The sequence below is a fragment of the Polaribacter sp. Hel1_33_78 genome (assembly GCF_900106075.1).
Classification (GTDB): domain Bacteria; phylum Bacteroidota; class Bacteroidia; order Flavobacteriales; family Flavobacteriaceae; genus Polaribacter.
On sequence record NZ_LT629794.1, the window covers coordinates 1,622,773 to 1,648,486 of the forward strand.

General features: G+C 29.5%; 23 protein-coding genes and 2 pseudogenes. 17 read left to right on the plus strand and 8 right to left on the minus strand.

The window, feature by feature from the left end; genetic code table 11:
- Nucleotides 1-618: 618 nt before the first annotated feature.
- The 10 genes and pseudogenes from BLT88_RS06875 (at nucleotide 619) to BLT88_RS06920 (ending at nucleotide 6,711) form a co-directional block, all read left to right on the plus strand.
- Nucleotides 619-1,032, plus strand: coding sequence for a DUF2141 domain-containing protein (locus BLT88_RS06875; RefSeq protein WP_091953872.1), 414 nt, complete (start codon nucleotides 619-621; stop codon nucleotides 1,030-1,032).
- A gap of 22 nt (nucleotides 1,033-1,054) precedes the next feature.
- The gene (locus BLT88_RS06880) at nucleotides 1,055-2,416 is read left to right on the plus strand and encodes a 2TM domain-containing protein (protein ID WP_091953874.1); all 1,362 of its coding nucleotides are present in this window, start codon (nucleotides 1,055-1,057) and stop codon (nucleotides 2,414-2,416) included.
- A complete protein-coding gene (locus tag BLT88_RS06885) occupies nucleotides 2,416-2,739 on the plus strand; it encodes a 2TM domain-containing protein (protein ID WP_091953875.1) in 324 nt (107 codons plus the stop codon). Before BLT88_RS06880 ends, BLT88_RS06885 begins: the two co-directional genes overlap by 1 nt.
- Before the next feature lie 2 nt (nucleotides 2,740-2,741).
- Nucleotides 2,742-3,029 (plus strand): 2TM domain-containing protein, encoded by a 288-nt coding sequence (locus tag BLT88_RS06890; protein WP_091953877.1) that lies wholly within the window; start codon nucleotides 2,742-2,744, stop codon nucleotides 3,027-3,029.
- Between the two features lie 5 nt (nucleotides 3,030-3,034).
- A pseudogene (locus BLT88_RS06895) lies at nucleotides 3,035-3,346 on the plus strand (2TM domain-containing protein).
- The gene (locus BLT88_RS06900) at nucleotides 3,309-3,671 is read left to right on the plus strand and encodes a 2TM domain-containing protein (RefSeq protein WP_231959934.1); all 363 of its coding nucleotides are present in this window, start codon (nucleotides 3,309-3,311) and stop codon (nucleotides 3,669-3,671) included. The pseudogene BLT88_RS06895 and the gene BLT88_RS06900 overlap by 38 nt, the downstream one beginning before the upstream one ends.
- Before the next feature lie 4 nt (nucleotides 3,672-3,675).
- On the plus strand, nucleotides 3,676-3,987 hold the full coding sequence (locus tag BLT88_RS06905) for a 2TM domain-containing protein (RefSeq protein ID WP_091953880.1): 312 nt from the start codon (nucleotides 3,676-3,678) through the stop codon (nucleotides 3,985-3,987).
- Between the two features lie 74 nt (nucleotides 3,988-4,061).
- Complete coding sequence (locus tag BLT88_RS06910; protein WP_091953881.1) at nucleotides 4,062-4,817, plus strand: LytTR family DNA-binding domain-containing protein; 756 nt, start codon at nucleotides 4,062-4,064, stop codon at nucleotides 4,815-4,817.
- Between the two features lie 139 nt (nucleotides 4,818-4,956).
- Complete coding sequence (locus BLT88_RS06915; protein WP_197675640.1) at nucleotides 4,957-5,385, plus strand: MBOAT family O-acyltransferase; 429 nt, start codon at nucleotides 4,957-4,959, stop codon at nucleotides 5,383-5,385.
- Nucleotides 5,386-5,709: 324 nt separating this feature from the next.
- Nucleotides 5,710-6,711: a bifunctional oligoribonuclease/PAP phosphatase NrnA gene (locus tag BLT88_RS06920; RefSeq protein ID WP_091953883.1), complete on the plus strand. Its 1,002-nt coding sequence runs from the start codon at nucleotides 5,710-5,712 to the stop codon at nucleotides 6,709-6,711.
- Nucleotides 6,712-6,799: 88 nt separating this feature from the next.
- Here BLT88_RS06920 and BLT88_RS06925 read toward each other — a convergent pair whose 3' ends face one another.
- The 4 genes and pseudogenes from BLT88_RS06925 to BLT88_RS06935 form a co-directional block, all read right to left on the minus strand.
- Entirely contained in the window at nucleotides 6,800-6,964 is a 165-nt protein-coding gene (locus tag BLT88_RS06925; RefSeq protein WP_091953884.1) for an Arc family DNA-binding protein, read from the minus strand.
- A 78-nt stretch (nucleotides 6,965-7,042) separates the two neighbouring features.
- Nucleotides 7,043-7,543, minus strand: a complete 501-nt coding sequence (locus BLT88_RS14245) for a hypothetical protein (RefSeq protein WP_172824272.1) — start codon at nucleotides 7,541-7,543, stop codon at nucleotides 7,043-7,045.
- Nucleotides 7,543-7,701, minus strand: coding sequence for a DUF4177 domain-containing protein (locus BLT88_RS14135; RefSeq protein WP_157691155.1), 159 nt, complete (start codon nucleotides 7,699-7,701; stop codon nucleotides 7,543-7,545). The genes BLT88_RS14245 and BLT88_RS14135 overlap by 1 nt, the downstream gene beginning before the upstream one ends.
- A 43-nt stretch (nucleotides 7,702-7,744) precedes the next feature.
- Nucleotides 7,745-8,605, minus strand: a pseudogene (locus tag BLT88_RS06935) (SPFH domain-containing protein).
- A 121-nt stretch (nucleotides 8,606-8,726) separates the two neighbouring features.
- Between BLT88_RS06935 and BLT88_RS06940 the strand changes: the two are divergent.
- The 4 genes from BLT88_RS06940 (at nucleotide 8,727) to BLT88_RS06955 (ending at nucleotide 12,826) form a co-directional block, all read left to right on the plus strand.
- A complete protein-coding gene (locus tag BLT88_RS06940; protein WP_091953886.1) occupies nucleotides 8,727-9,509 on the plus strand; it encodes a S1/P1 nuclease in 783 nt (260 codons plus the stop codon).
- 110 nt (nucleotides 9,510-9,619) lie between these two features.
- On the plus strand, nucleotides 9,620-10,141 hold the full coding sequence (locus tag BLT88_RS06945) for a redoxin domain-containing protein (protein ID WP_366132455.1): 522 nt from the start codon (nucleotides 9,620-9,622) through the stop codon (nucleotides 10,139-10,141).
- A 6-nt stretch (nucleotides 10,142-10,147) separates the two neighbouring features.
- Entirely contained in the window at nucleotides 10,148-10,762 is a 615-nt protein-coding gene (locus BLT88_RS06950) for a thioredoxin family protein (RefSeq protein WP_091953887.1), read from the plus strand.
- Between the two features lie 204 nt (nucleotides 10,763-10,966).
- Nucleotides 10,967-12,826 carry a radical SAM protein gene (locus tag BLT88_RS06955; protein WP_091953889.1) on the plus strand — a complete coding sequence of 620 codons (1,860 nt, stop codon included), beginning with the start codon at nucleotides 10,967-10,969 and terminating at the stop codon, nucleotides 12,824-12,826.
- A 3-nt stretch (nucleotides 12,827-12,829) separates the two neighbouring features.
- Here BLT88_RS06955 and BLT88_RS06960 read toward each other — a convergent pair whose 3' ends face one another.
- Nucleotides 12,830-14,686, minus strand: a complete 1,857-nt coding sequence (locus tag BLT88_RS06960) for an LTA synthase family protein (RefSeq protein WP_091953890.1) — start codon at nucleotides 14,684-14,686, stop codon at nucleotides 12,830-12,832.
- Nucleotides 14,687-14,689: 3 nt separating this feature from the next.
- A complete protein-coding gene (tsaD, locus tag BLT88_RS06965; RefSeq protein ID WP_036786075.1) occupies nucleotides 14,690-15,715 on the minus strand; it encodes a tRNA (adenosine(37)-N6)-threonylcarbamoyltransferase complex transferase subunit TsaD in 1,026 nt (341 codons plus the stop codon).
- Between the two features lie 225 nt (nucleotides 15,716-15,940).
- Between tsaD and BLT88_RS06970 the strand changes: the two genes are divergently transcribed.
- The 3 genes from BLT88_RS06970 (at nucleotide 15,941) to gap (ending at nucleotide 22,501) form a co-directional block, all read left to right on the plus strand.
- On the plus strand, nucleotides 15,941-20,341 hold the full coding sequence (locus BLT88_RS06970) for a translocation/assembly module TamB domain-containing protein (protein WP_091953892.1): 4,401 nt from the start codon (nucleotides 15,941-15,943) through the stop codon (nucleotides 20,339-20,341).
- Nucleotides 20,342-20,492: 151 nt separating this feature from the next.
- Complete coding sequence (gene pfkA, locus BLT88_RS06975; protein ID WP_036786082.1) at nucleotides 20,493-21,479, plus strand: 6-phosphofructokinase; 987 nt, start codon at nucleotides 20,493-20,495, stop codon at nucleotides 21,477-21,479.
- 20 nt (nucleotides 21,480-21,499) lie between these two features.
- The gene (gap, locus tag BLT88_RS06980; protein WP_036786085.1) at nucleotides 21,500-22,501 is read left to right on the plus strand and encodes a type I glyceraldehyde-3-phosphate dehydrogenase; all 1,002 of its coding nucleotides are present in this window, start codon (nucleotides 21,500-21,502) and stop codon (nucleotides 22,499-22,501) included.
- An 81-nt stretch (nucleotides 22,502-22,582) separates the two neighbouring features.
- Here the strand turns inward: gap and BLT88_RS06985 are convergent, their stop codons facing one another.
- Both BLT88_RS06985 and BLT88_RS06990 read right to left on the minus strand, forming a co-directional pair.
- Entirely contained in the window at nucleotides 22,583-22,963 is a 381-nt protein-coding gene (locus BLT88_RS06985; protein ID WP_036786087.1) for a Rid family detoxifying hydrolase, read from the minus strand.
- Between the two features lie 61 nt (nucleotides 22,964-23,024).
- Nucleotides 23,025-25,712, minus strand: a complete 2,688-nt coding sequence (locus BLT88_RS06990; protein WP_172824274.1) for a putative LPS assembly protein LptD — start codon at nucleotides 25,710-25,712, stop codon at nucleotides 23,025-23,027.
- Between the last annotated feature and the right edge of the window lie 2 nt (nucleotides 25,713-25,714).

A 25,714-nucleotide genomic window follows, 5' to 3' on the forward strand; every position in this document is an offset into this window, starting at 1 on the left:
GTATTTTTATTTGATAAAACTTGTTGTTTGTTGTTTTCTGAATGTAGAACTGGACTCACCTAAATTCCATAAATAAATTTTACCCCAAAGGGCGAAACTCGAAACTGCGGCAAAAATTTATTTGGCTATCGTTTAAAATAACTAAAATTTGTAAGTATGTTTTGTAAGAAAGGTTCACGATAAAAAAATAAATAATTAAAAACTATAAGAGTGTGATAAGAGGATTAATTGCTAATAAAAAATACTAGCGACGACGATTGCGCAGGCGCAAACTGGGAGCTATTGTAGTACATAATTTATTGTTTCTAATAGTAATCATGATGCTAATGTATATGTTTTTTGAAAGCAATCATTAAAAATGAATCGCTTTTTTATCAGTTTTATGAAATTTAAACAAAATTGGATTTTGAGTTATAAATTCATTAAAATAATACTTAAATATTCCCTTTTTGACAATTCTTTAATTGACATTTCAAGTAAAATCTTATTAAATCTAATATTATTCTTAATGAATAATACAGTTCATCCTTAAATTAATACAACTCAGTATTTTTTAATTTAATAAACTTTAAATCTATTTCATATTTGTAGCATAATAAACAATTAAAACTTAAAATTATGAAACTTATCGTAGCCTTTTTAACAACACTAATATTATTAATTACAAGTACAATAGCTGCACAAAATCACACAATTACAGCAACAGTTGTAAATGTAACCTCGGATTCAGGAAAAGTAGGATTTGCTCTATATAACAAAACTAATTTTAGAATGCAACCAATTAAAGGGTTAGAATCTAAAATTTTAGACGGAAAAAGTATTGCCATATTTGAAAACATCTCAGCAGGAGAATATGCAATCATTTGTTATCACGACAAAAATGATAATAATAAAATGGATTTTCAATCTAATGGAATGCCCAAAGAGGATTATGGATCATCTAACAATGTAATGAATTTTGGACCTCCAAAATTTGAAGATGCAAAATTTGTTGTTATTGATAAAAATGTATCTTTAGATATTAAATTTTAATAATTTAAGCATAGAAGTAGAAATGAAAAAAATAACAACGTTTTCTGTAGTAAAACTAAAAAAAAGTATTTTTCTTACTTTAAAAATTGCACTAATTTTTACCCTGATTTTTGTAGTTTTTAAACAGCAATTTAATTTAAAAGGAATCGCCTATATTTTTTTGATTTCTTGCTTGTATTCTTTTGGACTCGGTTTTGGAAACGCTCTTATAAACGATTTTCTTAATAAAAAGTGGAGTTGGATAGCAGAAACAAATCAGAGAGTTTGGGCGGGAGTTGTTACAACTGTAGTGTATACAATTATAGCAGTATTAGTAATTAATTATATACAATTTATAGTTTTACAAGGCTTGAAGGTGGAAAGTTTTTTTACTGGCTTTCTACTTTATGTACACATTTTTACTGTTATTATTTCCTTAGGAGTTGCTACTTTTTTTCATGCACGTGGTTTTATGATTAATTGGAAAGCATCTGTAAGTCAAGAAACTACAAGACAAGAGATTGTTGCAAAAACAGAAACGGCAAAATTCGAGTCTTTAAAAAATCAACTAGATCCACATTTTTTATTTAATAGTTTAAATGTGTTAACGAGTTTAATTGGCGAAAATCCATATCAGGCAGAGAAATTTACCACAAAATTATCTAAAGTATATCGATACGTTTTAGAGCAACGAAATAAAGATTTAGTACCAATTGAAGAAGAATTAAAGTTTGCAAAAACGTATATGCAATTATTAGAAATGCGTTTTGAAGATGCAGTAAAATTTAATATTCCAGATTCTATAAGTAATAATGAGTTAAAAATTGTGCCACTTTCTTTACAACTCTTATTAGAAAATGCAGTAAAACATAATGTGGTTTCTCCTTCTAAACCTTTAATAGTAAGTATTTATCAAGAAGATAATTATTTAATTATAGAAAACAATATCAACCCGAAAGAAACAATAGGAAAAAGTACTAAAGTTGGTTTACAAAACATCGCGGATAGATATGGGTTAATTACACAAAAGGGTGTTAAAATAGAAAATAATAACAAAACTTTTAAGGTGAGTTTACCTCTCCTTTATAAAATGGATAACAGTATGTACACAGAAGATATAGAAAACAGTAAATACGTAAAAGCAGTTGAAAGAGTAGAGAAATTAAAAGAGTTTTATCAAAATTTAGTTTCGTATTGCTTAGTAATTCCCTTTTTAATTTTTATCAATTTAAGATTTTCACCAGGTTTTCACTGGTTTTGGTTTCCAATATTTGGATGGGGTTTAGGATTAACTTTTCACTTTTTAGAAGTGAATAATTACAATATTTTCTTGGGCAAAAACTGGGAAGATAAAAAGATTAAAGAAATGATGAATAAAGAGAGACAACATAAAAGAACAAGATAATGGAAAAGAGAAATACACAAGAACAAAAATATATTTTAGCTCGTAAAAAAGTAGAAAGGATAGGTAAGTTTTATAAACATTTAGTGTCTTATGTTGTTGTAAATATATTTCTAACGGCTATTTTTATAGCGGGTGACATGAATGATGGAGATACTCTTAAGGAAGCTTTTTTGGATTATCATAATTATAAAATTTGGTTGTATTGGGGAATAGGAATTGTTTTTCAAGCATTAAATATTTTTGGTTTGAATCTGTTTATGAGCAAAGACTGGGAAGAGAAAAAGATTAAAAAATATATGGATCAACAAGATAATAGAAGGTAATAATGGAATCTGATCAGACACTACGACAGCGTTATTATAAAGCGCAAAAAAGAGTAAAAGACATTAAAGGATTTTACACACATTTAACAATTTATTGTTTAGTGATACCCATAATTATTTTTGTAAACCTAAAATTTGAACCCCAATTTCATTGGTTTTGGTTTTCTGCTTTAGGCTGGGGAACAGGACTTTTCATGCATTGGTTATCAGTTTTCGGATTTAGGTTATTAGGTTTGGGAAAAAACTGGGAAGAGAAAAAGATTAAAGAATTTATGAATGAGAATAATTAGATAATATGGTGTCAAATTTTATAAAAGAACAAGAATATATTAAAGCTAAAAAGAAAGTAAAAGAGATTAAAGGATTTTACATTCATTTATTTCTTTACATCGCTACAATGCCTATAATAGTTGGTGTTAATTTAGTATTTGTTCCCGGTTTTCATTGGTTTTGATTTTCGTTACTTGGCTGGGGAATTGGTATTTTCTTTCATTGGTTAGCCGTTTTTGGATTTAATAAAATAGGTTTTGGAAAAGATTGGGAAGAAAAGAAGATTAAAGAGTTAATGAATGAGCAAAATATTAAATACAAGAATCATGGAAAATAATTTTATATCAGAGAATCGTTTTATTAGAGCAAAAAAGAGAGTGAAAGAGATAAAAGGATTTTATATCCATTTAATAGTGTACGTATTGGTAAATCTTTTTCTTAGTGGCATTATTATTTTTGGATTAACACAAAGTGGTGATAGTTTTGATGAAATTCTTTCGAACTTTGGTGTTTATTCTACTTGGATTTTTTGGGGAATAGGAATATTTTTTCATTGGTTAGGAGTTTTTGGTTTTAAATCTTTAGGATTTGGAAGCGATTGGGAAGAGAAGAAAATTAAAGAATTGATGGATAAAGAAGAAGAAAATAGTAAGAAATTTTAAAGAGATGGAAAACTTAAATGAGAAAAAATTATTAAAAGCAAAATTAAGAATAGCAGAAATTAAAAAGTTCTATGAACATGTTGTAATTTATATTTTGGTAAATTTGTTTTTAACATTTATTTGGAGTTTTTCTTTTAAACTTATAGGAAATTTTATAGCAAGTAATCAGTTTGATGTTGGTGATTTTACGCATATACCTATTTGGTTAATTTGGGGAATATTTTTAGGACTTCATGCTTTAAAGACTTTTGGTTTTTCTCATATACTTGGTAAAGATTGGGAAGAAAGAAAGATTGATGAATTTATGAAAAAGTGAAATTAATTTCAAGTTTGTAAAGTTTCTTTTATTATTATCACTTTATAAAGAGAAATCTAAAAACCTATCAGAAAATGAATGTATTAATTATAGAGGACGAAAAGCCAGCAGCAAGGAGGTTAAATAGAATGTTAGCTTTGCTTAATATAGATGTTCAGCAAATGTTACATTCTGTAGAAGAGTCTTTAAATTGGTTGCAAAACAATGAACATCCAGAGTTAATATTTTTAGATATTCAACTTTCTGATGGATTGTCTTTTGAGATTTTTGAAGAAATTGAAGTAAAATCTGCTATTATTTTTACCACTGCGTATGATGAATATGCATTAAAAGCATTTAAACTCAATAGCATAGATTATTTGTTAAAACCTTTAGATGAAGATGAGTTAAAAGTAGCTGTAGATAAGTTTAAGGAGAATCGACCAAAACAAACAGATGTTCAGGTAAATATTGATGACATTCGTAAATTATTGATAAATCCGGTTGATCGTAAATTCAAAAAAAGGCTGACAATTAAAGTTGGGCAACATATCAAAATTATTCATATCGATGAAGTAGAATGTTTTTACAGTGAAAATAAATCAACGTACATTCATACAAAAGTAAATAGAAATTATCTCTTGGATAGTTCTCTAGAACATTGGCAAGAACAATTAGATCCAGAAGATTTTTTTAGAGTGAACCGAACGTTTATAGTTCACATAAATGCGATAAAAGACATTATTTCATATTCTAATTCACGTTTAAAATTAGTTTTACATTCGCATAACGAATCAGAAATTATTGTGAGTAGAGAGCGCGTAAAAGATTTTAAAAATTGGATTGATTGATGAGCCAGATTTATAATTTAGTTTGTTTTTAAAAGAGTAAAATTTGAACTTCGCTAAGTACGAATATAAAAGATCGAAATACTTTATACTCTTAGTAACGGTGTAATTAATTAAACTCAACAAAACAATAACTTAAAATTTGAATTTATCTGATTATATAAAAAAAAGAAACGGTGTTCCGCTAGGAGCAAGTAATTCACTTCGCAATATGATGATTCGTTCTTTGGGAGCTGGAAAATTTTCAAAATTTTGGAAATATTGGAATCCTATTTGGAGTTATTATTTGGGAAAATATATTTTTAAACCGCTTAAAATCATCTTTCCTCCGGCTTTGTCTCTTTTAGTCACATTTGCATTCTGTGGTTTTTTACATGATTTAGTAATAATGATAGTAAGATGGGATTTTGCATTAGTATTAACTCCTTGGTTTTTATTAATGGGTTTTTGTGTGATCATAGGTGATTATGCAAAAATTGACTATTCAAAATTCACTTGGACAATTCGAGCTCTTATAAACATATTAATCATTTCAAGCTGTTTACTTGTAACGTATCAAGTGCAAATCTGATTGTAAACAAGAATTATTGAATTGAATGAAACAAATTACAATAATGGCTAAAAAAAATTGCTAAACGATGCTAAATGCGAAAATTCGATTAAGTTTATATGGCAAAACTAACAGCGGAAAATTACAGTTTACCAACCGCAACATTTCTTAGCCTAAACGTAGCGAAGTATCTAAATTTTTTTCTCAAAAAAAAATCTTTAAATAATTTCACCTTCATTAAACTTCAATTACTTCTTATCATTACCCAATAATAAACCTAACTTTACATCCTTTTAAAAAAAGATAGAATTGTCAGTTTATTGGCAATTGTCCAAAATACAATCCATGAATATTTACAAACAAATTGAAGCAGAAATTCAAGAGGCTTCTCATATTGTTATTACAGCGCACAAATCTGCAGATGGAGATTCCATTGGTTCTTCATTAGGTTTGCTTCATTTTATAGAAAAACTAGGTAAAAAAGCAGTTGTTTGTCATCCAGACAAAGCTCCAGGTTTTTTATATTGGTTAGATACTTCGTCTATTATTTTGATGGAAGAAAATCCTGAACAAGTAACATTAGAAATGCAAAAAGCAGATTTAATTTTTTGTTTAGATTACAATGCTACGAATCGTGTAGGGCCAGAAATGCAAGCCTTATTAGAAGAAGCAACTTGTAAGAAAGTTATGATAGATCATCATTTGAATCCTGAAGAATTTCCTACAATAACAGTTTCTGAAACAACGGCATCTTCTACGTCTCAATTAATTGTAGATTTAATAGAGCAATCTGGACATTTAGAGTTAATAGATGAAAAAATTGGTACACCTTTATACTTAGGTATTTTAACAGATACTGGTAGTTTTAGATTCAACTCTGTGAAACCACACACACATGAAGTTTTAGCTAAAATTCTAGCTGCAGGAGTGCAACATCATTTAATTCATGAAAAGTTAAGTGATAATAATACAGAAAACCGTTTGCGTTTGCAAGGCTATGCAATGAGTGAAAAACTAGAAATTTTACACGATAATAATGTTGGTATTATTTCTTTATCAAAAGAAGAACTGGCGAAGTACAAGTATAAAAAAGGAGATACAGATAGTTTAGCGAATTTGGTTTTATCTATAAAAGGAATGAAAGCTGCTATTGTTTTTACAGAACGAGATGGAATTATGAAAATTTCTTTCCGTTCTAAAGGTGCAGAAAACCCGGTAAATGTTTTGGCAAAAGAGCACTTTAATGGAGGTGGACATGCAAACGCTTCTGGTGGCATGAGTGATTTAACGGTCTCTGAAACATTAGAGAAATTAAAAGAATTGATTCCTAAGTATTTTCAAAAATAAATAGAATTATTTTAAATAATAACGTATTCACATCAGGAGGTTTTGAGTTTAAGTAAAAGTTATGGCCTCTTTTTTATTTGGCTAAATTTTACTCATCCTTATTTTTAGGCTCTCTTTTAGCCTCTTTTAATGCTTGCATTAGCATCCATTCAATTTGACCATTTGTGGATCGAAATTCATCCGCAGCCCATTTTTCAATGGATTTCATCATATCTTCATTTAAGCGTAACGCAAAAGCTTTTTTCTTTGCCATGTTATTTTTTTACAATTGCTTGAGCAAAAGAGATTACAATTCCAAAAACAGAAGCCATTAAATAAGAGATAATTCGTATCATATAATTTTATTTTTATATGTGCCTAGAACTCTTTTCGCTTCAGATTCTTTCTGAGTTCCTATCAATAATTTTTTACCGTTTTTTAGTGTTAATTGAATACCAATATCACCAGAAATATTGATGGCTTTCCCTTTAGATTTATTCCAAAAAGAACCACCTTTTAGACCCCAGCCTCCATATTCACCAATAGGATCATAAGTTCTAACCTTTGCAGAATTGATTTCTAACCAATTAATAGTTCTTAAAGAAAAATGAAATGGAAAAAATTGATAATGAATTCCTTTTTCGTCAATTCTAGTGGTTAGTTTAAAAAAGAAAATAAATAAGACTGAAACTAAAACACCTACTAAAGTCAGTACAAATTCATTGGTGGTCATTTTAGTATTTTCTTTCGCATATTCTTGTATTGTAATTCCAATGGGAACTATGATACTCATGGCTAAAAGAACTATTAACCAAGTTTGCGTAAAACGTTGCTCCTCTTTAAAAATTTTCATTATCTATTTTTATCTCTTTCTAAAATAATACTAGACCAATGTTCACCGATATTCTTAACAATCCAACCCTCTCTTGCATGTTGATTTAATAAAACTTCCATTTTTTCAAATCTGTTTCTTATTCCTAGCTTTGGTTGTATAACTTTATATTCTTTCATTTTTTATTATTATTCGTTTTTATTTACTCAGAGCTAATAAAAATTAATGACTTAAAGTACCTGTATTTACGACTGGTGAAGCTTCTTTGTCTCCACATAAAATAACCAATAAATTACTAACCATTGCGGCTTTTCGTTCATCGTCTAACTCAACTATTTTCTTTTCACTTAACTCATGTAAAGCCATTTCTACCATTTCAACAGCACCTTGTACAATTTTATGTCTAGCAGCTACAATTGCTGTTGCTTGTTGTCTTTTTAACATAGCACTTGCAATTTCTTGTGCATAGGCTAGATAACCAATTCTTGCTTCTAAAACTTCAATTCCTGCTATAGATAAACGCTCGTCTATTTCTTTCTCTAAAGCTTCAGAAACTTCATTTACACTAGACCGTAATGTAATGTCTTCGTCAGAACCTTCATCTGCAAAATTATCATATGGATACATACTAGCTAATTTTCTAACCGCAGCATCTGTTTGAACGCGTACAAAGTTTTCGTAATTATCCACATCAAAAGCAGCTTTGTACGTATTTGTAACTCTCCAAACCAAAATGGTAGAAATCATTATTGGGTTTCCAAGTTTATCATTTACTTTTAAACGTTCACTATCAAAGTTACTAGCTCTTAAGGATATTTTCTTTTTTGTAAAAAAAGGATTTGCCTAATACAAACCATTTTCTTTGATCGTACCAACATATTTACCAAAAAGTAAAATAACCTTTGATGTATTTGGATTCACTAAAATAAATCCAAAAAAGCCTATAAAACCAAACAATGTAGGTATTAAATACATAGAACTTTCTTGCATAATTACTAAAACTATGCCTCCAAAAAATAATAATAAAACGACTAATAACATTAAATAACCATTTGCTGGTTTAATTATTTTTTCCACTTTCATAAGATAAATTTATATTGATATTAATTTGATATCATAAAGGTATGGTTATTTTTTCTAATTTAACAAATAATTCAGTAATTATTTTTATACTTTAGCTGCAAATTAAATTCAAACGATTCAAATGAAAATTAAGTTATTAGTATTAATTCCTTTTCTTTTTTTTATGAAAAATTCTTCTGATGAAGCAGTTTTTTGGGGAAAAAATGGACATAGAGTAACGGGTAAAATAGCAGAAAAACATCTTACTAGAAAAGCTAAAAGAAGTATAGATAAATTATTGAAAGGACAAAGTTTAGCATTTGTTTCCACCTATGCAGATGAGATAAAATCAGACAAGAAGTATAATAAGTATTATTCTTGGCATTACGTAAATATGAATTTGGATCAGAATTATGAAGAAGCAGAGAAAAATCCAAAAGGAGATTTAGTTACAGGAATTGATGCTTGCATAGGTGTTTTAAAAAATAAAATGAGTTCTGAAGAAGAGAAAGTGTTTCATTTAAAAATGTTAGTTCATTTGATTGGAGATTTACATCAACCAATGCATATTGGAAGAAAAGAAGATAAAGGAGGAAATAACATACAAGTTGAGTGGTTTGGAAGAGGAACAAATTTACACAGAGTTTGGGACACAAACATGATCGATGATTGGGAGATGAGTTATATTGAATTGGCTGATAACGCAGATGATTTATCAAAAAGACAAAAAGAATCTATAGAAAAAGGAACCGTTATTGATTGGGTCAATGAAGTACATGAAGTAACAAATGAAGTTTATAATTCAGTGAAAAAAGGAGAGAATTTACGCTACAGATATTCTTACAATCATTTTGGAACCGTAAGAACGCAATTACAAAAAGGTGGAATTCGTTTGGCAAAAGTGTTGAATGATATTTTTGATTAACGAGCTGTAAAAGATAATTCGAAAACCTCATAAACTCCTTTTTTGAAGTTTTTTTGTTAACAATCAAATAATTATCTTCTATTAAAATTTAAAATAGGTATTTTTATAAAATGATTAAAAAATTACTCGTTATATTATTGATTTCTTTAGGATTTATTTCTTGCAAAAAAGAGGTTGTTAAAGAAACTTCTAAAGAAAAAAACCTTCAAGTATCATCCGTTAAAACATATACTTATAGTGAGTTAAAACCATTATTAGAGAAGAATGATGGTAAGACTTATATTGTTAATTTTTGGGCAACTTGGTGTGCACCTTGTGTAAAAGAGTTACCCTATTTCGAAAAAATAAAAAAAGAGTATGATGATAAAAATGTAGAAGTTTTGTTGGTGAGTTTAGATTTTCCGAAACAAGTTGAAAAGAAATTAATACCTTTTATTAATAAGCGTAAATTAAATTCCAAAGTAGTTTTATTAGATGATATTAATGAAGATGTTTGGATTAAAGCGATTGATGAAAATTGGAGTGGGGCTATCCCTGCAACATTGATTTACAATAAAAATAAACGTAAGTTTTATGAGCATTCCTTTGATTATGAAACATTAGAAAAAGAGTTACAAACTTTTATTAATTAGCATATTATGAAAACAATTAAAATAGTATTATTGATAGCAGTTGTTACTTTTTCAGCAGTTTCCTTTACTTTAAAAACTGAAAAAGGTTATAGAATAGGAGATATCATCGAAGATTTTACTTTGAAAAATATTGATGATACCATGGTTTCTTTGTCTGATTATAAAGAGGCAAAAGGATTTATTATCATTTTTACGTGTAATATGTGTCCTTATTCAGTAGCGAATGAAGATAGAATTATAGCTTTGGATGCAAAATATAAATCAAAAGGATATCCTATTATTGCCATAAACCCTAATGACCCGAAGGCTTCTAAAGGAGATAGTTTTGATGACATGAAAGTTAGAGCAGCAGAAAAAGGATTTACGTTTCCATATTTGTTTGATGCTGGTCAAAAAGTATATCCAAAATTTGGAGCATCAAAAACACCACATGTTTATATTGTGAACAAAAAGAATATGAAAGTTGAATATATTGGCGCTATTGATAACAGCTCTCGAAACCCTGATGCAGTAACAGAAAAGTATGTTGAAAATGCTGTGGATTCTTTACTAACTGGCGATAAAGTTGAAAAGACAGAAACTAGAGCAATTGGTTGTTCTATAAAGGTTGATAGAAATTAAACTTGTTAAAAAAATAAACTTCTTCAAGATAATTTCTTCATTTTTACGATTAGGAGAACTTAAATTTATTTAATTTTCACTAATGACACTTTGATAACTAGCTTTTTATATGTTACATAAAAAGCAATGACAATTTAAAGAGTTTTATTAATTCAGCTTAAAAGTTACTGTCTTAAGAGTATATTTGCTGTCTATTTATTACATATGTCTATCCATACTCTTTTAATTACTCCACCTTTTACCCAGTTTAATACGGCTTATCCGGCAACTGCATATATCAAAGGGTTTTTAGAGTCTAAGCAGGTAAAAGCAACGCAAATGGATTTAAGTATCGAGCTTTTTACAGCAGTCTTTACCAAAGAGTTTATACATGCTATTTTTAAACAAGCAGATATGTTGGGTAACAAAGACTTTCCTTTGGTGTATCAGCAAAAGCAACAGTATATAAATAAAGTAGACTCTGTAATGAATTATTTACGAGCACAAGAAGTTACCGCTGCTTATCAAATAGTGCATAAAGATTACTTGCCTCATGGTCATAGGCGTATTAAATTAGATAACGATTTAACCACTGAGTTTGGCAAATTAGGAATTTTAGATAAAGCCAAGCATATAGCGACCTTGTTTGTTGAAGAATTAGGAGATTTTATTAATGCGAATGTGGATGAATTTTTTTCCTTTACACGCTATGCCGAACAAATAGCAAGAACAGCCTCTAGTTTTGATACTATTGATAGCTATTTGCAATACGAAACTACTTTAATAGAGGATGAAATGTTGTATTTGTTAGATGAAAAATTACAACAACACACCTATGATTTAGTTTGTTTTACAGTTCCTTTTCCAGGTAATTTATTTTCGGCTTTACGATGCGCTCAATTTATAAAAAAACAATATCCAGGACTTAAAATAGCCATGGGAGGTGGATACTGTAATACCGAGTTAAGACGATTATCTGACCCCCGAATTTTTAATTTTGTTGATTTTATTTCTTTAGATGATGGAGAAGGACCTTTATTAAAAATAACCGAATTTTTAGCGGGTAAAATAGCGGAAGATTTACTTGAAAGAACTTATCTCCTATTAAATAATAAAGTTGTGTACGCTAATAAAATACCGAATACTATATTCCATCACAAAAATTTACCTGCTCCGAGTTATGCTGGACTTCCAACAAATAAATATTTATCTTTTTTAGATGTTATGAATCCGATGCACAGAATGTGGTCTGATGGAAAATGGAATAAATTAACAATTTCTCGGGGATGCTACTGGAAACAATGTTCTTTCTGTGATGTTACTTTGGACTATATTGGTAACTACGAAAATACTACAGCGACCGATTTGGTTAATAAAATTGAAAAAATAATATCAGAAACAGGTATTACTGGTTTTCATTTTGTTGATGAAGCTGCTCCACCTAAAATGCTAAGAGCTTTAGCAAATACCTTAATTGAAAGAGAGGTGTATATTACCTGGTGGACCAACATTAGATTTGAAAAAACTTTTACAGCTGAGCTTTGTTCTTTATTGTCAAAATCAGGATGTATTGCTGTAACCGGTGGTTTAGAAGTTGCTTCAGATAGATTATTGGCTAAAATGAAAAAGGGGGTAGATATAGCACAAGTAGCGAGAGTAACCAAAGCTTTTTCTGATGAAAATATTATGGTACATGCGTATTTAATGTTTGGTTTTCCTACAGAAACAGAACAAGAAACAATTGATTCTTTAGAGGTTGTTAGACAATTATTTCAACACAATTGTATCCAATCCGCTTTTTGGCATCAGTTTGCTTGCACTAGTCATAGTCCTGTGGGTAAAAACCCTGAAGAATTTCAGATTAAGATTACAGGACCAAAATTTGACGGCTTTGCTGAGAATGATTTGTACCATGAAGATCTAAAAGGAGCAAAGCACCACTTATATAGCCAAGGATTAAATACTGCCTTAAATAATTATTTAAATTACAAAGGATTTGATATTCCTTTGCAGAAATACTTCGACTTTAAAGTACCCAGTACAAAGCAACAAAGTGGTTTGATAAAGAGTTACCTAAAAACATAAATATTATTTCCTTTGTAAAAAATCCTCATACGAGTTTTGGGTAATAGCTTTTCCCAGAGAATCTAGTTTTTTTGAATTCTCACCGGTTTCTAAAATTGATTTTTTACTCACATAATCATACAGAAAAAGACTATTCTTTGTGAGTGTGCCAAAGCCTTTATTAAAAGTATAATGAGCAAACTGTGCATCGGAAGTATTAAAGATGTTTTTTCCGAAAATAAAATCTTTGTTGTCTTCTTTTAATAAGTCTAACAGGGTGTAAGAAAAGTCCACTTGACTGGCAATTGTATGTATCTCTTTATGCTGCTTATTGATTGCACCACCTAGCCATAACATCGGAATTCTAAATTTTTTAGGAGAAAAATAAGGACCTACATGTTTTGGAGAACTGTGTCCATGATCAGACATAATAACGATTAATGTGTTTTTATACCAATCTTGTTTTTTTGCAAACTTTATGAAATCACCAATTACTTGATCGGTATAATGATGTGCACTTCTAAATTTATTATCTTCCGTGTCTTTCCCGAATTTGTACTTGCCTTTAATTTCATAAGGTTCATGACTCGTTAAAGTAAGAGCTATTTTAAAAAAAGGTGTTGCTTGTTTGGTTGATAAATCTTTTGCAAATCGTTTCATGAAAACATGGTCATACGCTCCCCATTTTGAGTTCCAATCTTTTTTATCAAATTCATTTCCGTCAACAAAATCGGTAATTCCTGCATTTCTTAAATATGTGTTCATATTGCCGAAATTTAAATCTCCTCCATAATAAAAAGAGGTTTTATACCCTAAATCTATCATCTTCTTCGGTAACATTGGCAAGCTTCTAGTTTTATTAGGCATGCGCATAATTCTTCTTACCGGTGGTGGATAGTAACCACTTAAAACAGCAGGAATTCCTTTATCGGTTCTATCTCCATTTGCATAAAAATTAGTAAATAAAATTCCTTCTTTGGAGAATTTATTTAAATTAGGAGTTACATCCGGTTCCCCGCCTAAAGCGCCAACAATTTTTGCAGGTAAACTTTCCCAAAGAATTAAAATGACATTAGGTCTAGAGGTATTTAAAATTGAATCTGTATTTGCTGTTAAGAGCTGATTTTTTGTTTTGTTGATAATGTTAATCGCAGTGTCATCATCAAAATATTTATAAAGATTTGTGCCGTCAGATTTGTGCGTAAGTGTGTTAAAAAAGTTCCAAATAAAATTTACTGAAGCATGATTTGCAAACATTTTATTAGAAAAATATACATTACTTTGATTTACAGGGATGGTTTGAAACCCGCCTCTCAAGGGAATAATTAAAGCTGCTGTGATTAGCAAAAAAAGTGGAATTTCTAACCAACTTCCAAAGTTGATTTTTTTACTATTTTTATTTTGTATTTTTTCAAATAATTTGATAAAAGTATAGGATATCAAAATCCAAGAAAGTCCGCCAGAAATCAACTGAAAAGTTGATGCTGAAGAAATCATTAATTGAGGTGTATTTAAATAGGGTAAAAGTGATGTGTCGACACGAACGCCCCATGCCTGATATAATCCAGCATCAATTAATAACATTAAATTAATGAATAATAGGACGAGAATGGTGTACCACTTTATAATTTTGAAGATAATTTTGGCTTCAATAATTATTGAGGAGCATATTAGTAAAAAAGGAACAAAAGAGATATAAGCTGCAAATGAAGCGTCTAATTGTAAACCATAAAAGAAGGTTTTTATAGTTGTTGTTAAACCAAGATCTTGTGATTTTTCAAAATAATAAACTAGAAAAAATAATCTTGCAAAAATAAAATATACGATCCAAAAAAGAAAGTAATATAAGTTAGATAATAGTCTGTTCTGTAAATTTCTCATAAATTACTCTGTAACTTTTAAACGTGCTTTTGCAGTTACAGAAACATCAGCATAATTTTGATTTAAATATTTTAAATATCCAGTAATAGCAATCATTGCAGCATTGTCTGTTGTGAATTCAAATTTAGGGATATAGGTTGTCCATCCAAAATGTTTTTCGGCTAATTTTAGTCTGCTTCTAATTTCTGAATTTGCCGAAACACCGCCAGCTATAGCAATCTGTTTTATACCTGTATGTTTTACCGCATTTTTTAATTTATCCATCAAAATTTCTACAATTGTATCTTGGATAGAAGCACAAATATCGCCCAAGTTTTCTTCAATAAATTTCGGATTTATTCTTTGTTGTTTTTGTATAAAATAGAGAATTCCTGTTTTTAAACCACTAAAACTAAAATCTAAATCGCCTACTTTGGGCTTGGTAAATTTATATGCTTTCGAGTTTCCTAATTTCGCATATTTATCTATTAAAGGACCTCCAGGATAGGGTAGTCCTAAAATTTTTGCTGATTTATCAAAAGCTTCACCAACGGCATCATCAATAGTTTCTCCTAAAATTTCCATTTTAAAATGATCAGAAACTTTTACAATTTGTGTATGCCCTCCGCTAATGGTTAAACATATAAAAGGAAAAACAGGAATTTTATTTTGCTCGTCATTTATAAAATGTGCTAAAATGTGAGCTTGCATATGATTTACGTCTATGAGAGGAATTTTTAAACCTAATGCTAAAGATTTTGCAAAGGATGTACCAACCAGCAAAGACCCCATTAAACCTGGGCCTTTCGTAAATGCAATCGCAGATAATTTTTCTTTCTTAATATTAGCTTGTTCTAAAGCTTGTTGTACAACGGGGACAATATTTTGTTGATGGGCTCTAGAGGCTAATTCTGGGACTACTCCTCCATATTTAGAGTGCACTTCTTGATTTGCAACAACATTGCTTAATACTTTTCCATTGTAAATTACCGAAGCGCTTGTGTCATCACAAGAAGATTCTATTCCTAAAATATAAACTGATTTTTCCATTAAAGAGCTATAGATGATCGCGAAATTAAGTATAATTTTATCCACGTTCCATTTTTTTAAGATTAGAAATTTAAATATTTATTAAATTTGCACGTTCTTTGTAATGAATGGTAACATTTTTGATTATCATAGAATATGTTTTGCATCTATTTTAAATAAAAAATCATCAAAAAAGCAGGAAAAAAAATACTAACGTGGCTAGGGTACATTGCACTCTTCTTACTGTTGATTAGTATTTTACTTTCCATACCTGCAGTGCAAACTAAAATAGGAAATTATGTAACCAAAAGAATCAACAAAAATTTGGGTACAAATCTCAATATTGAAAAAATAGATTTATCTTTTTTGGGAAGTGTGCAATTAAAAGGCGTTGAAATAAGAGATCATCATAAGGACACTTTGATTTTTGTAAAAAGATTAAGTACTTCACTTTTAAACGCAAAAAAAATTATAGAAAATGAAGTAAACTTAGAAAGTGTTTCTCTAGATGGTGCAAATTACCATATGAAAACCTACAAGGGTGAAGAAGACGATAATATGTCAATATTTATTGCTTCTTTTGACGATGGTACCCTGAAAGACTCTTTAAGTAACCCCTTTATTTTAAGGGCATCAAATGTGTATGTGAATGAATTAAATTTCAAAATAATTAATGCGAATAATAAAGATTCTATAAATTATGCTGTTAAAAATATTGGAGGAAATTTACAAAATTTAGCAATTGTTGGACCTAGTGTTGCAATAGATATTCGAGGTTTATATTTTTCTGATTTATTCGGGTTAGAAGTTACTAATTTAACTACAAACTTCTCTTATTCCCCTAATGCAATGCATTTTAAAAATACGAGACTTCAAACAAAAAAAACAAATATTAAGGGAAATATTGATTTCATTTACAAAAGAGAAGATTTAAAATACTTTAATGATAAAGTAAAGATTAAAGCTCGTTTTGGTAAAAGTAAAATTGCAATAGAAGACATTCAGAAATTTTACAAAGAACTAAGTGGAAATGATATTTTAGATTTTCAAGGAAATGTTACTGGTCAGCTAAATAATTTTGACTTAACAAAGCTTAACATCTCTTCTAGAAGTGGAATAAAAGTTCAAGGAAAGTTATCATTTGTAAATTCGATAGCAAATGAAAGAGGTTTTGTTTTTGATGGGGATTTAACCAATTTAACAGCAACTTATAAAGAGTTGAAAAATATTTTACCAAACGTTTTAGGTCAAAATTTACCAACAGAATTTGATAAATTTGGTAAATTTACCTTAAAAGGAAAAGTAAGAGTTACCCCAGATAAAATGCAGGCAACTGTAAATGTAAGTTCAGAAATTGGCGCTGCCATTGCTGATTTACAAATTTCCAATGTTGGAGATATAGATTATGCAAAATATAATGGTGAAATAGAATTAAATAATTTTGATCTTGGATACTTTTTTAATGATCCGTTGTTTGGCACTATTTCTTTAAAAGGTGATGTAATTGGGAGTGGTTTTAAGATAGATAATATCATGACTTCGTTTATTGGTGAAGTTTCTGAATTTCAATTTAAAAATTATACTTACAAGAATATTGCGGCTAATGGGCAGTATCAAAACAATAAATTTGATGGAGACTTAATTATTGCAGATGACAATTTTAAAATGAATTTTAAAGGGTTAGCAGATTTGTCCTCTGCAATTCATAAATTCGATTTTAGGTCGGATATTGAATATTTAAACCTTAGAGAAACAAATCTTTTTATTAGAGATAGTATTGCTGAATTAAAAGGTAAAATTGAGCTGGATATAGAAGGTAATACTTTTGATGACATTATTGGAAATGCTATTTTTAAAAATGTTTTTTATACGAATCAAAAAAAAGAATTTAGTTTTAAAGAATTTAAAGTTTCCTCTTCTCTAAAAGATAGTATAAAAAGAATTGATGTTGAATCGAAAGATATTGCAAATGGATACATAACAGGTAAGTTTACCTTTTCGGAATTACCAAAAGTTGCACAAAATGCTTTGGGTAGTATTTATTCGAATTATCAAAGTTTTGAGGTTGCTCCAAATCAGTTTTTAGATTTTAATTTTACAGTTTACAATCAAATCGTAAATGTGTTTTTTCCAGAAATTTATATCGATGATAAAACTAAAATTAAAGGAAAAGTTAAATCGAATAAAAATCAATTAAAACTAACATTTTTATCACCTAGAATAGATTTATATGGTAATGAATTGAAAGATGTTTTATTAAGGACAGACAATCAAAATCCTCTCTATAATTCGCATTTAACAGCATCAGAGTTTAATACTAAATATTATAATGTATCTAAGTTAAATTTATTAAATTTAACTCAAAATGATACCTTATTTTTTAAATCTGTATTTACTGGAGGAAAAACGAAAAATGAAAACTTTAACTTGGATTTTTTCTATACGATCAATCCAGAAGCAAAATCCGTAATTGGGTTTCAAAAATCAACTTTTGTTTTTAAAAATAATGCTTGGGAAATTAATCCCAATAAAGAAAATCCGGATAAAATTATTTTTGATTTAAAAAAGAATGAATTTAATTTCAGCAAATTTAAATTAGTTTCAGGAGAGCAAAAAGTCGAATTTACAGGAAAGTTGAAAGGGGATTCAGAAAAGATGTTATTAGCCGATTTTACAAAAGTAAAATTACAAAGCTTTTTGCCAGAAATTGATAGTTTGTCTTTAAAAGGAAAAGTTTCTGGGAACATAGATTTTGTTCAAAAAGATAAGGTCTATAATCCTGAAGCAGTTTTAGTTATAAAGGATTTTGAGGTAAATGATTTTAAACAAGGAGAATTAGCAATCAATATTAAAGGAGATAATTCTTTTGAGGAGTACAATGTAGATTTATTTATTAATAATGATAAAGTAAAAAGTATTGCAGCTACTGGAGCTATAGATTTCTCTAATTCAAGACCGCTAATAGATTTAGATGTTTATTTAGAAGAATATGCTTTAGAAGCCTTTAGTCCTTTAGGAAAAGATGTAATTTCATCTATAAGAGGAAGTGTTTCAGGGAATTTTAATCTAAAAGGGTTTTTAAGAAACCCGGATATGGAAGGAACTTTACGTCTTAAAAATGCAGGTTTAAAATTTCCTTATTTAAATATAGATTATGATTTTGAAGGTGAATCCATTATTTCTTTGATGCAGCAATCTTTTATTTTAGAAGACATAAAATTACAAGATATAAAGCATAAAACTAAAGGTAGATTATTGGGTAGTATTTCTCATCAAAATTTTGAAAAGTGGTTTTTAGATTTAGAAATTGATACGAATAATTTATTGGTTTTGGATACACAAGACAAAGAAGAAGCTAGCTATTTTGGGACAGCTTTTATGAATGGAACGGCAAGTATTTCTGGCTTAACAGATCAATTAACTATAGATATAAATGCGAAAACTAATCCAGGAACTAAGTTTGTAGTGCCTTTAAAAGATATTGAGACAGTAAATAGTTACAAGTTAATTTATTTTAAGTCCAATAAAATATTAGTTGAAGATAAGCAAAGAGAGATAGCTCAAGAAGCCTTAAAAGGCTTGTCTTTAAATATTGATATAGAAGTAACAAAGGATGCGGAAGCACAAGTTGTAATTGATGAGATTAATGGAAGCCAGTTAACGGGAAGAGGCTCTGGTAATTTACAAATAAGAATTAATACTAGAGGGAAGTTTAATATGTTTGGAGACTATACTATAAATAGTGGTGTATATGATTTTAAATATGGAGGTATCATTAATAAGCCTTTTGTAATTCAAAAAGGAGGAACAGTCTCTTGGAACGGAGATCCTTATGAAGCTAATTTGGATGTTACAGCAATTTATAAGGCCAAAGCAAACCCTGCAATCTTATTAGAAAATTTTAGCTCAAATAGAAAGGAAGAAATAGATTTAGTAACTAAAATTACGGGAGGTTTATTTAGTTCTAAACAAGAATTAGATATCGAATTAACAAATGTAGATCCAACAATTGCAAGTGAATTAGAGTTTATTTTAAATGATAATGATGTAAATGAAAAAACTACTCAATTTATTTCGTTATTAGCTTTTGGAACATTTAGAAATCCTGATGTAGTCAATTTTGATGTAAATAACACCTTAACAAGCACAGCCTCAAGTGCAATTGCTGCAGCATTTTCTAGTTTATTAAATAGTCCAGATAGTAAATTTCAACTAGGGGTGGATTATCAGCAAGGAGAAAGAGGAAATGATGTTGATCGTTTAAATATAGACAATCAAGTAGATGTGTCTGTAAGTACTCAAGTTAGTGATAGGGTAATTATTAATGGTAAAGTTGGAGTGCCCGTTGGAGCACAAACACAGTCTAGTGTTGTAGGTGAAGTAAAAGTTGAAGTATTACTAAATAAAGAAGGTAATTTTAGAGGAACCATTTTTAATCGTCAGAATGAAATACAATACTCGGCAGAAGAAGAGGGTTACACACAAGGTGTTGGTTTATCTTATCAAGTAAATTTCAATAATTTATCTGGATTATTTACTAAAATTGGTTTGAGGAATAAATCAAAGAATAAAAAGATTAAAAAATTAAAAAAAGATTCCTTAAACCTCAAAGCAAATAAGTTAATTAATTTAAACAAAAATAATTAACTTATTTTCCTTTTAATTTTTATTTGAAAGAAACGAAAACCTTGTCGATTTAATAACTCTATTTCCCTTTTAAATTGAGGGTTTAAGGCTAAAACGATTTCGTAGTTTTATTATTTTAAATCACTAAAAAGAGTTAATTTTACACCGTTAAATTATGAAGAAAATTAGAAAAATAGGAGTCATGACTTCTGGAGGAGACTCTCCTGGAATGAATGCAGCAATTAGGTCTGTTGTAAGAACATGTGCTTTTTATGGTATAGAATGTGCAGGTATTTATCGAGGATACCAAGGAATGATTGAAGGTGATTTTATAGAATTAAATGCGCGTAGTGTAAAAGGTATTATTAATAAAGGAGGAACTTTTTTGAAATCTGCAAGATCAAAGGATTTTAGAACCAAAGAAGGTAGAGAAGAAGCACACAAGCAATTAAAAAAAGCGAATATAGATGCTTTAGTTGTTATTGGTGGAGATGGAAGTTTTACTGGGGGATTAGTATTTAACCAAGAATTTGGTTTCCCGGTCATGGGAATTCCAGGAACTATTGATAATGACATTGCAGGAACTTCTCATACATTAGGTTATGACACAACTTTAAATACAGTTGTAGATGTAATTGACAAAATTAGAGATACAGCATCATCTCACAATAGATTGTTTTTTGTAGAGGTAATGGGCAGAGATGTAGGTCACATTGCATTAAATGTTGGTGTAGGAGCTGGAGCAGAAGAAATTTTAATTCCAGAAGAAGATTTAGGCTTAGAACGTTTGTTAGAGTCTTTAAGAAGAAGTAAAGAATCTGGAAAGTCTTCTAGTATTGTTATTGTTGCTGAAGGAGATAGAATTGGTAAAAACGTTTTTGAATTAAAAGATTACGTAGAAGAAAATTTGCCAGAATACGAAGTTAGGGTTTCTGTTTTAGGACATATGCAAAGAGGGGGTTCTCCTTCTTGTTTTGATAGAGTCCTTGCCAGTAGAATGGGAGTAAAAGCAGTAGAAAGTTTGTTAGAAGGTAAATCAAATTTAATGGTTGGTTTAATAAATGATAAAATTACTGTGACGCCCTTAGAAAAAGCAATAAAAGGACAATCAAAAATAAATAAAGAATTAATAAGAGTTTCAGATATAATGTCTGTTTAGAAAAAATAAATATAAATAATATGATTAAAGTAGGAATTAACGGATTTGGAAGAATAGGAAGATTAGCATTTAGATCTTCTGTTTTAAGAGATAATGTTCAGGTAGTAGCGATAAATGATTTATTGGATGTAGATTATTTAGCTTACATGCTAAAATACGATTCAGTTCACGGTAAATTTGATGGAACTGTTGAAGTAAAAGATGGTAAATTAGTTGTAAACGGAAATGAAATCAGAATTACAGCAGAAAGAGATCCAGCAAATTTAAAATGGGATGAAATTGGTGCTGAATACGTAATTGAATCTACCGGGTTTTTCTTAACAGAAGAAACTGCAGGGAAACATTTACAAGCTGGTGCTAAGAAAGTAGTATTATCTGCTCCTTCTAAAGATCACACACCAATGTTTGTAATGGGTGTAAATAATACAGAATTAACAGCCGATCAACAAATTTTCTCTAATGCGTCTTGTACCACAAATTGTTTATCTCCTATTGCTAAAGTACTGAATGACAATTGGGGAATTTCTGAAGGTTTGATGACAACTGTTCACGCTGCTACGGCAACTCAAAAAACAGTCGATGGTCCTTCTATGAAAGATTGGAGAGGTGGACGTTCTGCTATACATAACATTATTCCTTCTTCTACTGGAGCTGCCAAAGCCGTAGGTAAAGTAATTCCAGCTTTAAATGGGAAATTAACAGGTATGGCGTTTAGAGTTCCAACTATGGATGTTTCTGTTGTAGATTTAACAGTTAAATTAGAAAAACCAGCTACTTATGCAGAGATTTGTGCAGCAATGAAAGCAGCTTCTGAAAGTGGTTCTATGAAGGGTGTTTTGGGGTATACTGAAGAGTTAGTAGTTTCTCAAGATTTTGTTGGAGATACTCGTACTTCAATTTTTGACGCTAATGCAGGAATTGCATTAAACGAAAACTTTGTAAAAATTGTTTCTTGGTACGATAATGAAATGGGTTATTCAACTAAAATCGTTGATTTAATTGAATATTCTGCTTCTTTGTAATAAAAAAAGTAATTCGAATGAATAAAAAACCTGATAGCATCAAAGTTATCAGGTTTTTACTTTTGTATTAAATTCATAAGCCTACTTAATTGCTATAGCGCTAATTTCTACATTTACAAATTTAGGTAAGTTTGCTACTTCTACGGTTTCTCTTGCAGGCGCTGTTTCTTCATTAAAATAACTTCCATAGACAGCATTTATCTCTGAAAAATTATTCATATCTGAAATAAAGATAGAGGTTTTTATAACATTTTCAAAAGTCATTTCTGCAGCCGCTAAAACTTCTTTCATATTTTCCATCACTTGTTTTGTTTCAACTTTAATAGAATCTAAAACCAACTCTCCATTTTCAGGGTTAATTGCAATTTGTCCAGAAGTGTATAAAGTATTTCCGCTTAAAACTGCTTGATTATAAGGTCCAATTGGGGCCGGTGCCTTTGCCGTTGTTATTATTTTTTTCATGTAATTTCAAAGTTTCAGAGTTATTATTTTTTCATTCTATTAATAGTCAATAGTTATAGAGTTAAAACAGCCTTCTATCTGGTGGTTTATTTTTGTCCCACTTTAAATCAGCTAAAGTTGAAGATTTAACACCTATAAAGAATGTGTAAGAGGAGTTTCTACCAAAAGGAACCCAATTAAAATTGAATTGCCAGCTATCCAAATCCCTTGTAAAGTTAAATCTTGAGAAGGAAAAAGCTCCGGATTTAACATCATAGCCTGAAGAATAACCAACTTTCCATTTAGGAGATAACTCAATATTTCCGCTAAAGCCCAAGGTATGCACTCCAATTTCTCCAGGTTCAACTCCATTATTCCTATAATTTGCAGAATATACTAAATTTACAGACCATGGTATTTTAGCTTTATATAAATCGGTTTTTGAAGTTTTACTTTTAGTCTGGGTGTTTTGTACTCCTCGTCTATTTGTAGGATCAATATTGGCACCCATTACATCTGGAGGATTATTAGCACCATTTCCATTTTGTCTATCATCGTTATCTTTCCCGTCTTCTTTGTTTTTATCAAAATCGGTACTAGAAATAGAATAGTTTGCAGTTAGGTTTGCATTGGTTAGCCTAAAAATATTAGGATTAAATTTATCAATTCTTCTTCCTTCATCATTAACTTGATAAGGATCTAAAGACCCATTAAAATTTAATGCTAATTTGTCATTAAGTAATCTTGTCCCAGCTGAAAAACTTACATTAGACCAACGTAAACTATCTGCAGCAATGTTGTAGGAAGAATTAAAATTTAAGTTGTTTAAAAGCATTATTTTTTCATCTTCTTCATCACTATCAGGATCTTTAGGTGCAACTTTAGCTTCTAGAACATTGTTTAAAGAAATACCTATAGAATTGCTTAACCCAGCTGACGGAGAACCATAAATTCCTTGATCAAAAATAGTATATTGTTTTAGGTCCGAAGCAAGGGCGCTTTGCTGCACCTCTTTAATATATTTATCTTTAAAATCTGGTCTATAAGAATAAGATACAGTTGGTCTAAAAGTATGTCTTATGGCTTTTAATCTTCCTTTGTTAAAGTTAAAAGTACCGTAAATATTTGTTGATAAACTTACACCCATATTATACTCTCTGTAGGTTTTAAATCCTCTTAAAGTATCCGTTACAATAACATTATCAGTAATATCATATTCTTTATTGATGTAATCAAATTGCCAAGTTTCTTCATAATTGGCAGTTGGTGATAATGTAAAATATTTAAAAGCTTTTATATTTGTACTTGTACTTGTTCTATGTTGCATTCCAGATCTTGCAGTTTCAAACATTTTACTTGTAAAGAACTCGTCATCCGTAGTATTAATCAAATACTGACCTTGCATGTTGTAATTGAATCCTAACTTTTGAATTGGATTCTTTTTAACACCACCTTTACCTGCAAAAGGATAAACTCTATTCATATTTAAGGTTAATGAAGGCAAGGTCATTGTAATAGTTTCTGTATTTGTGTTTTGCTGATGAGATGCCGTTACAGCCATGTTAAAGGGAGTGTCAACAAAAGTTTTACTGTAATTTATGGATGAGTTAAAGGTGTTATTTTGTGTTTGTGCAACATTAAATTGATTGAGTGACTCTCTAAAGAAGCTACTACTACCTAAATTAACAGAAGCTGTAAACCTTGAGTTCGGACTTGCTTTTGAATCTTGACTATGAGACCATCTAATATTAAAATTATTTGCTTTACTGTAATTGTCAAAACCTCTAATACCTTTAATAATGTTTTCAAAATTAAAACTAAAAGCACCATTAAAATGGTAGCGTTTTTTATAATTTGATGATATTCTTGAACCCCAGCTACCATTGGAATATACATCACCTAAAACAGTTAAATCTGCATAATCACTTAAGGCAAAATAATATCCTCCATTTTGAAAACCAATTCCTCTACTACTACTTCCCGTATCAAAAGATGGAATTAAAAATCCAGAAACACTCGTTTCTGTCATTGGAAAATAAGCAAAAGGCAAAAATAATGGCGTGGGAACATCTGCTAAAACTAAATTACTGATACCAACAATAATTTTTTTACCGGGCACTAATTTTGCTTTGTCTGTTGATATATAATAATCAGGATTTTTTTTATCGGAAGTTGTAAATCTTATTTTTCTAATATAGACGGTTGAATCATTTACACGTTTTGTTTTTTTACCGTATGTATACATTTCGCCTTGTTTGGTTTTTAAACCGTAAATTATAGCACGTTTACTTTTGAAGTTATAAATCATTGAATCTTGTTCAGATTCTTCATTTCCTTGCTTAAATATAGGTCTTTGAGCATAGCCTGTACTATCTTTAATTCCTTTGGCAAAAAGTGTATTTTTCTTGTAATCAATAATTATAATTCCTGCTTTTAAATCAATATCTGTATATTTTATATTTGCTTCATTATACAGGGTAACAGTCTTATCTCTTGCGTTTTGTATTTTATAGTCTTTGGCAACATGGGTTATAATGTCTTCAACACTCTCTTTAGGTTTTATGGAATCAATAGAAACTGTATCCTTGTTTCTAAGAAGTAAGCTGTCTTTTTTAGAACTATATAAAGAATCCTTTTTCTTTAAAAATATAGTGTCTTTTTTTGGTAATGCTATAATAGTTTTTTCTTTAGACTTTATATCCTGGGAAAAACTTGTCTTTATAAAAAAGAAACTGCAAAATAAAAGTATGTATGATAGGTTTGTTTGCAATG

What these genes read in the sequence shown, in the direction of transcription:
- gap (WP_036786085.1), top strand. Translation starts at nt 21,500, where the DNA reads ATGATTAAAGTAGGAATTAACGGATTTGGAAGAATAGGAAGATTAGCA.
- BLT88_RS14245 (WP_172824272.1), bottom strand. Translation starts at nt 7,543, where the DNA reads ATGAAAATTTTTAAAGAGGAGCAACGTTTTACGCAAACTTGGTTAATA.
- BLT88_RS06955 (WP_091953889.1), top strand. Translation starts at nt 10,967, where the DNA reads ATGTCTATCCATACTCTTTTAATTACTCCACCTTTTACCCAGTTTAAT.
- BLT88_RS06885 (WP_091953875.1), top strand. Translation starts at nt 2,416, where the DNA reads ATGGAAAAGAGAAATACACAAGAACAAAAATATATTTTAGCTCGTAAA.
- BLT88_RS14135 (WP_157691155.1), bottom strand. Translation starts at nt 7,701, where the DNA reads ATGAAAGAATATAAAGTTATACAACCAAAGCTAGGAATAAGAAACAGA.
- BLT88_RS06880 (WP_091953874.1), top strand. Translation starts at nt 1,055, where the DNA reads ATGAAAAAAATAACAACGTTTTCTGTAGTAAAACTAAAAAAAAGTATT.
- BLT88_RS06890 (WP_091953877.1), top strand. Translation starts at nt 2,742, where the DNA reads ATGGAATCTGATCAGACACTACGACAGCGTTATTATAAAGCGCAAAAA.
- BLT88_RS06920 (WP_091953883.1), top strand. Translation starts at nt 5,710, where the DNA reads ATGAATATTTACAAACAAATTGAAGCAGAAATTCAAGAGGCTTCTCAT.
- BLT88_RS06910 (WP_091953881.1), top strand. Translation starts at nt 4,062, where the DNA reads ATGAATGTATTAATTATAGAGGACGAAAAGCCAGCAGCAAGGAGGTTA.
- BLT88_RS06940 (WP_091953886.1), top strand. Translation starts at nt 8,727, where the DNA reads ATGAAAATTAAGTTATTAGTATTAATTCCTTTTCTTTTTTTTATGAAA.
- BLT88_RS06875 (WP_091953872.1), top strand. Translation starts at nt 619, where the DNA reads ATGAAACTTATCGTAGCCTTTTTAACAACACTAATATTATTAATTACA.
- BLT88_RS06900 (WP_231959934.1), top strand. Translation starts at nt 3,309, where the DNA reads ATGAGCAAAATATTAAATACAAGAATCATGGAAAATAATTTTATATCA.
- BLT88_RS06945 (WP_366132455.1), top strand. Translation starts at nt 9,620, where the DNA reads ATGATTAAAAAATTACTCGTTATATTATTGATTTCTTTAGGATTTATT.
- BLT88_RS06985 (WP_036786087.1), bottom strand. Translation starts at nt 22,963, where the DNA reads ATGAAAAAAATAATAACAACGGCAAAGGCACCGGCCCCAATTGGACCT.
- BLT88_RS06925 (WP_091953884.1), bottom strand. Translation starts at nt 6,964, where the DNA reads ATGGCAAAGAAAAAAGCTTTTGCGTTACGCTTAAATGAAGATATGATG.
- BLT88_RS06960 (WP_091953890.1), bottom strand. Translation starts at nt 14,686, where the DNA reads ATGAGAAATTTACAGAACAGACTATTATCTAACTTATATTACTTTCTT.
- BLT88_RS06905 (WP_091953880.1), top strand. Translation starts at nt 3,676, where the DNA reads ATGGAAAACTTAAATGAGAAAAAATTATTAAAAGCAAAATTAAGAATA.
- tsaD (WP_036786075.1), bottom strand. Translation starts at nt 15,715, where the DNA reads ATGGAAAAATCAGTTTATATTTTAGGAATAGAATCTTCTTGTGATGAC.
- BLT88_RS06950 (WP_091953887.1), top strand. Translation starts at nt 10,148, where the DNA reads ATGAAAACAATTAAAATAGTATTATTGATAGCAGTTGTTACTTTTTCA.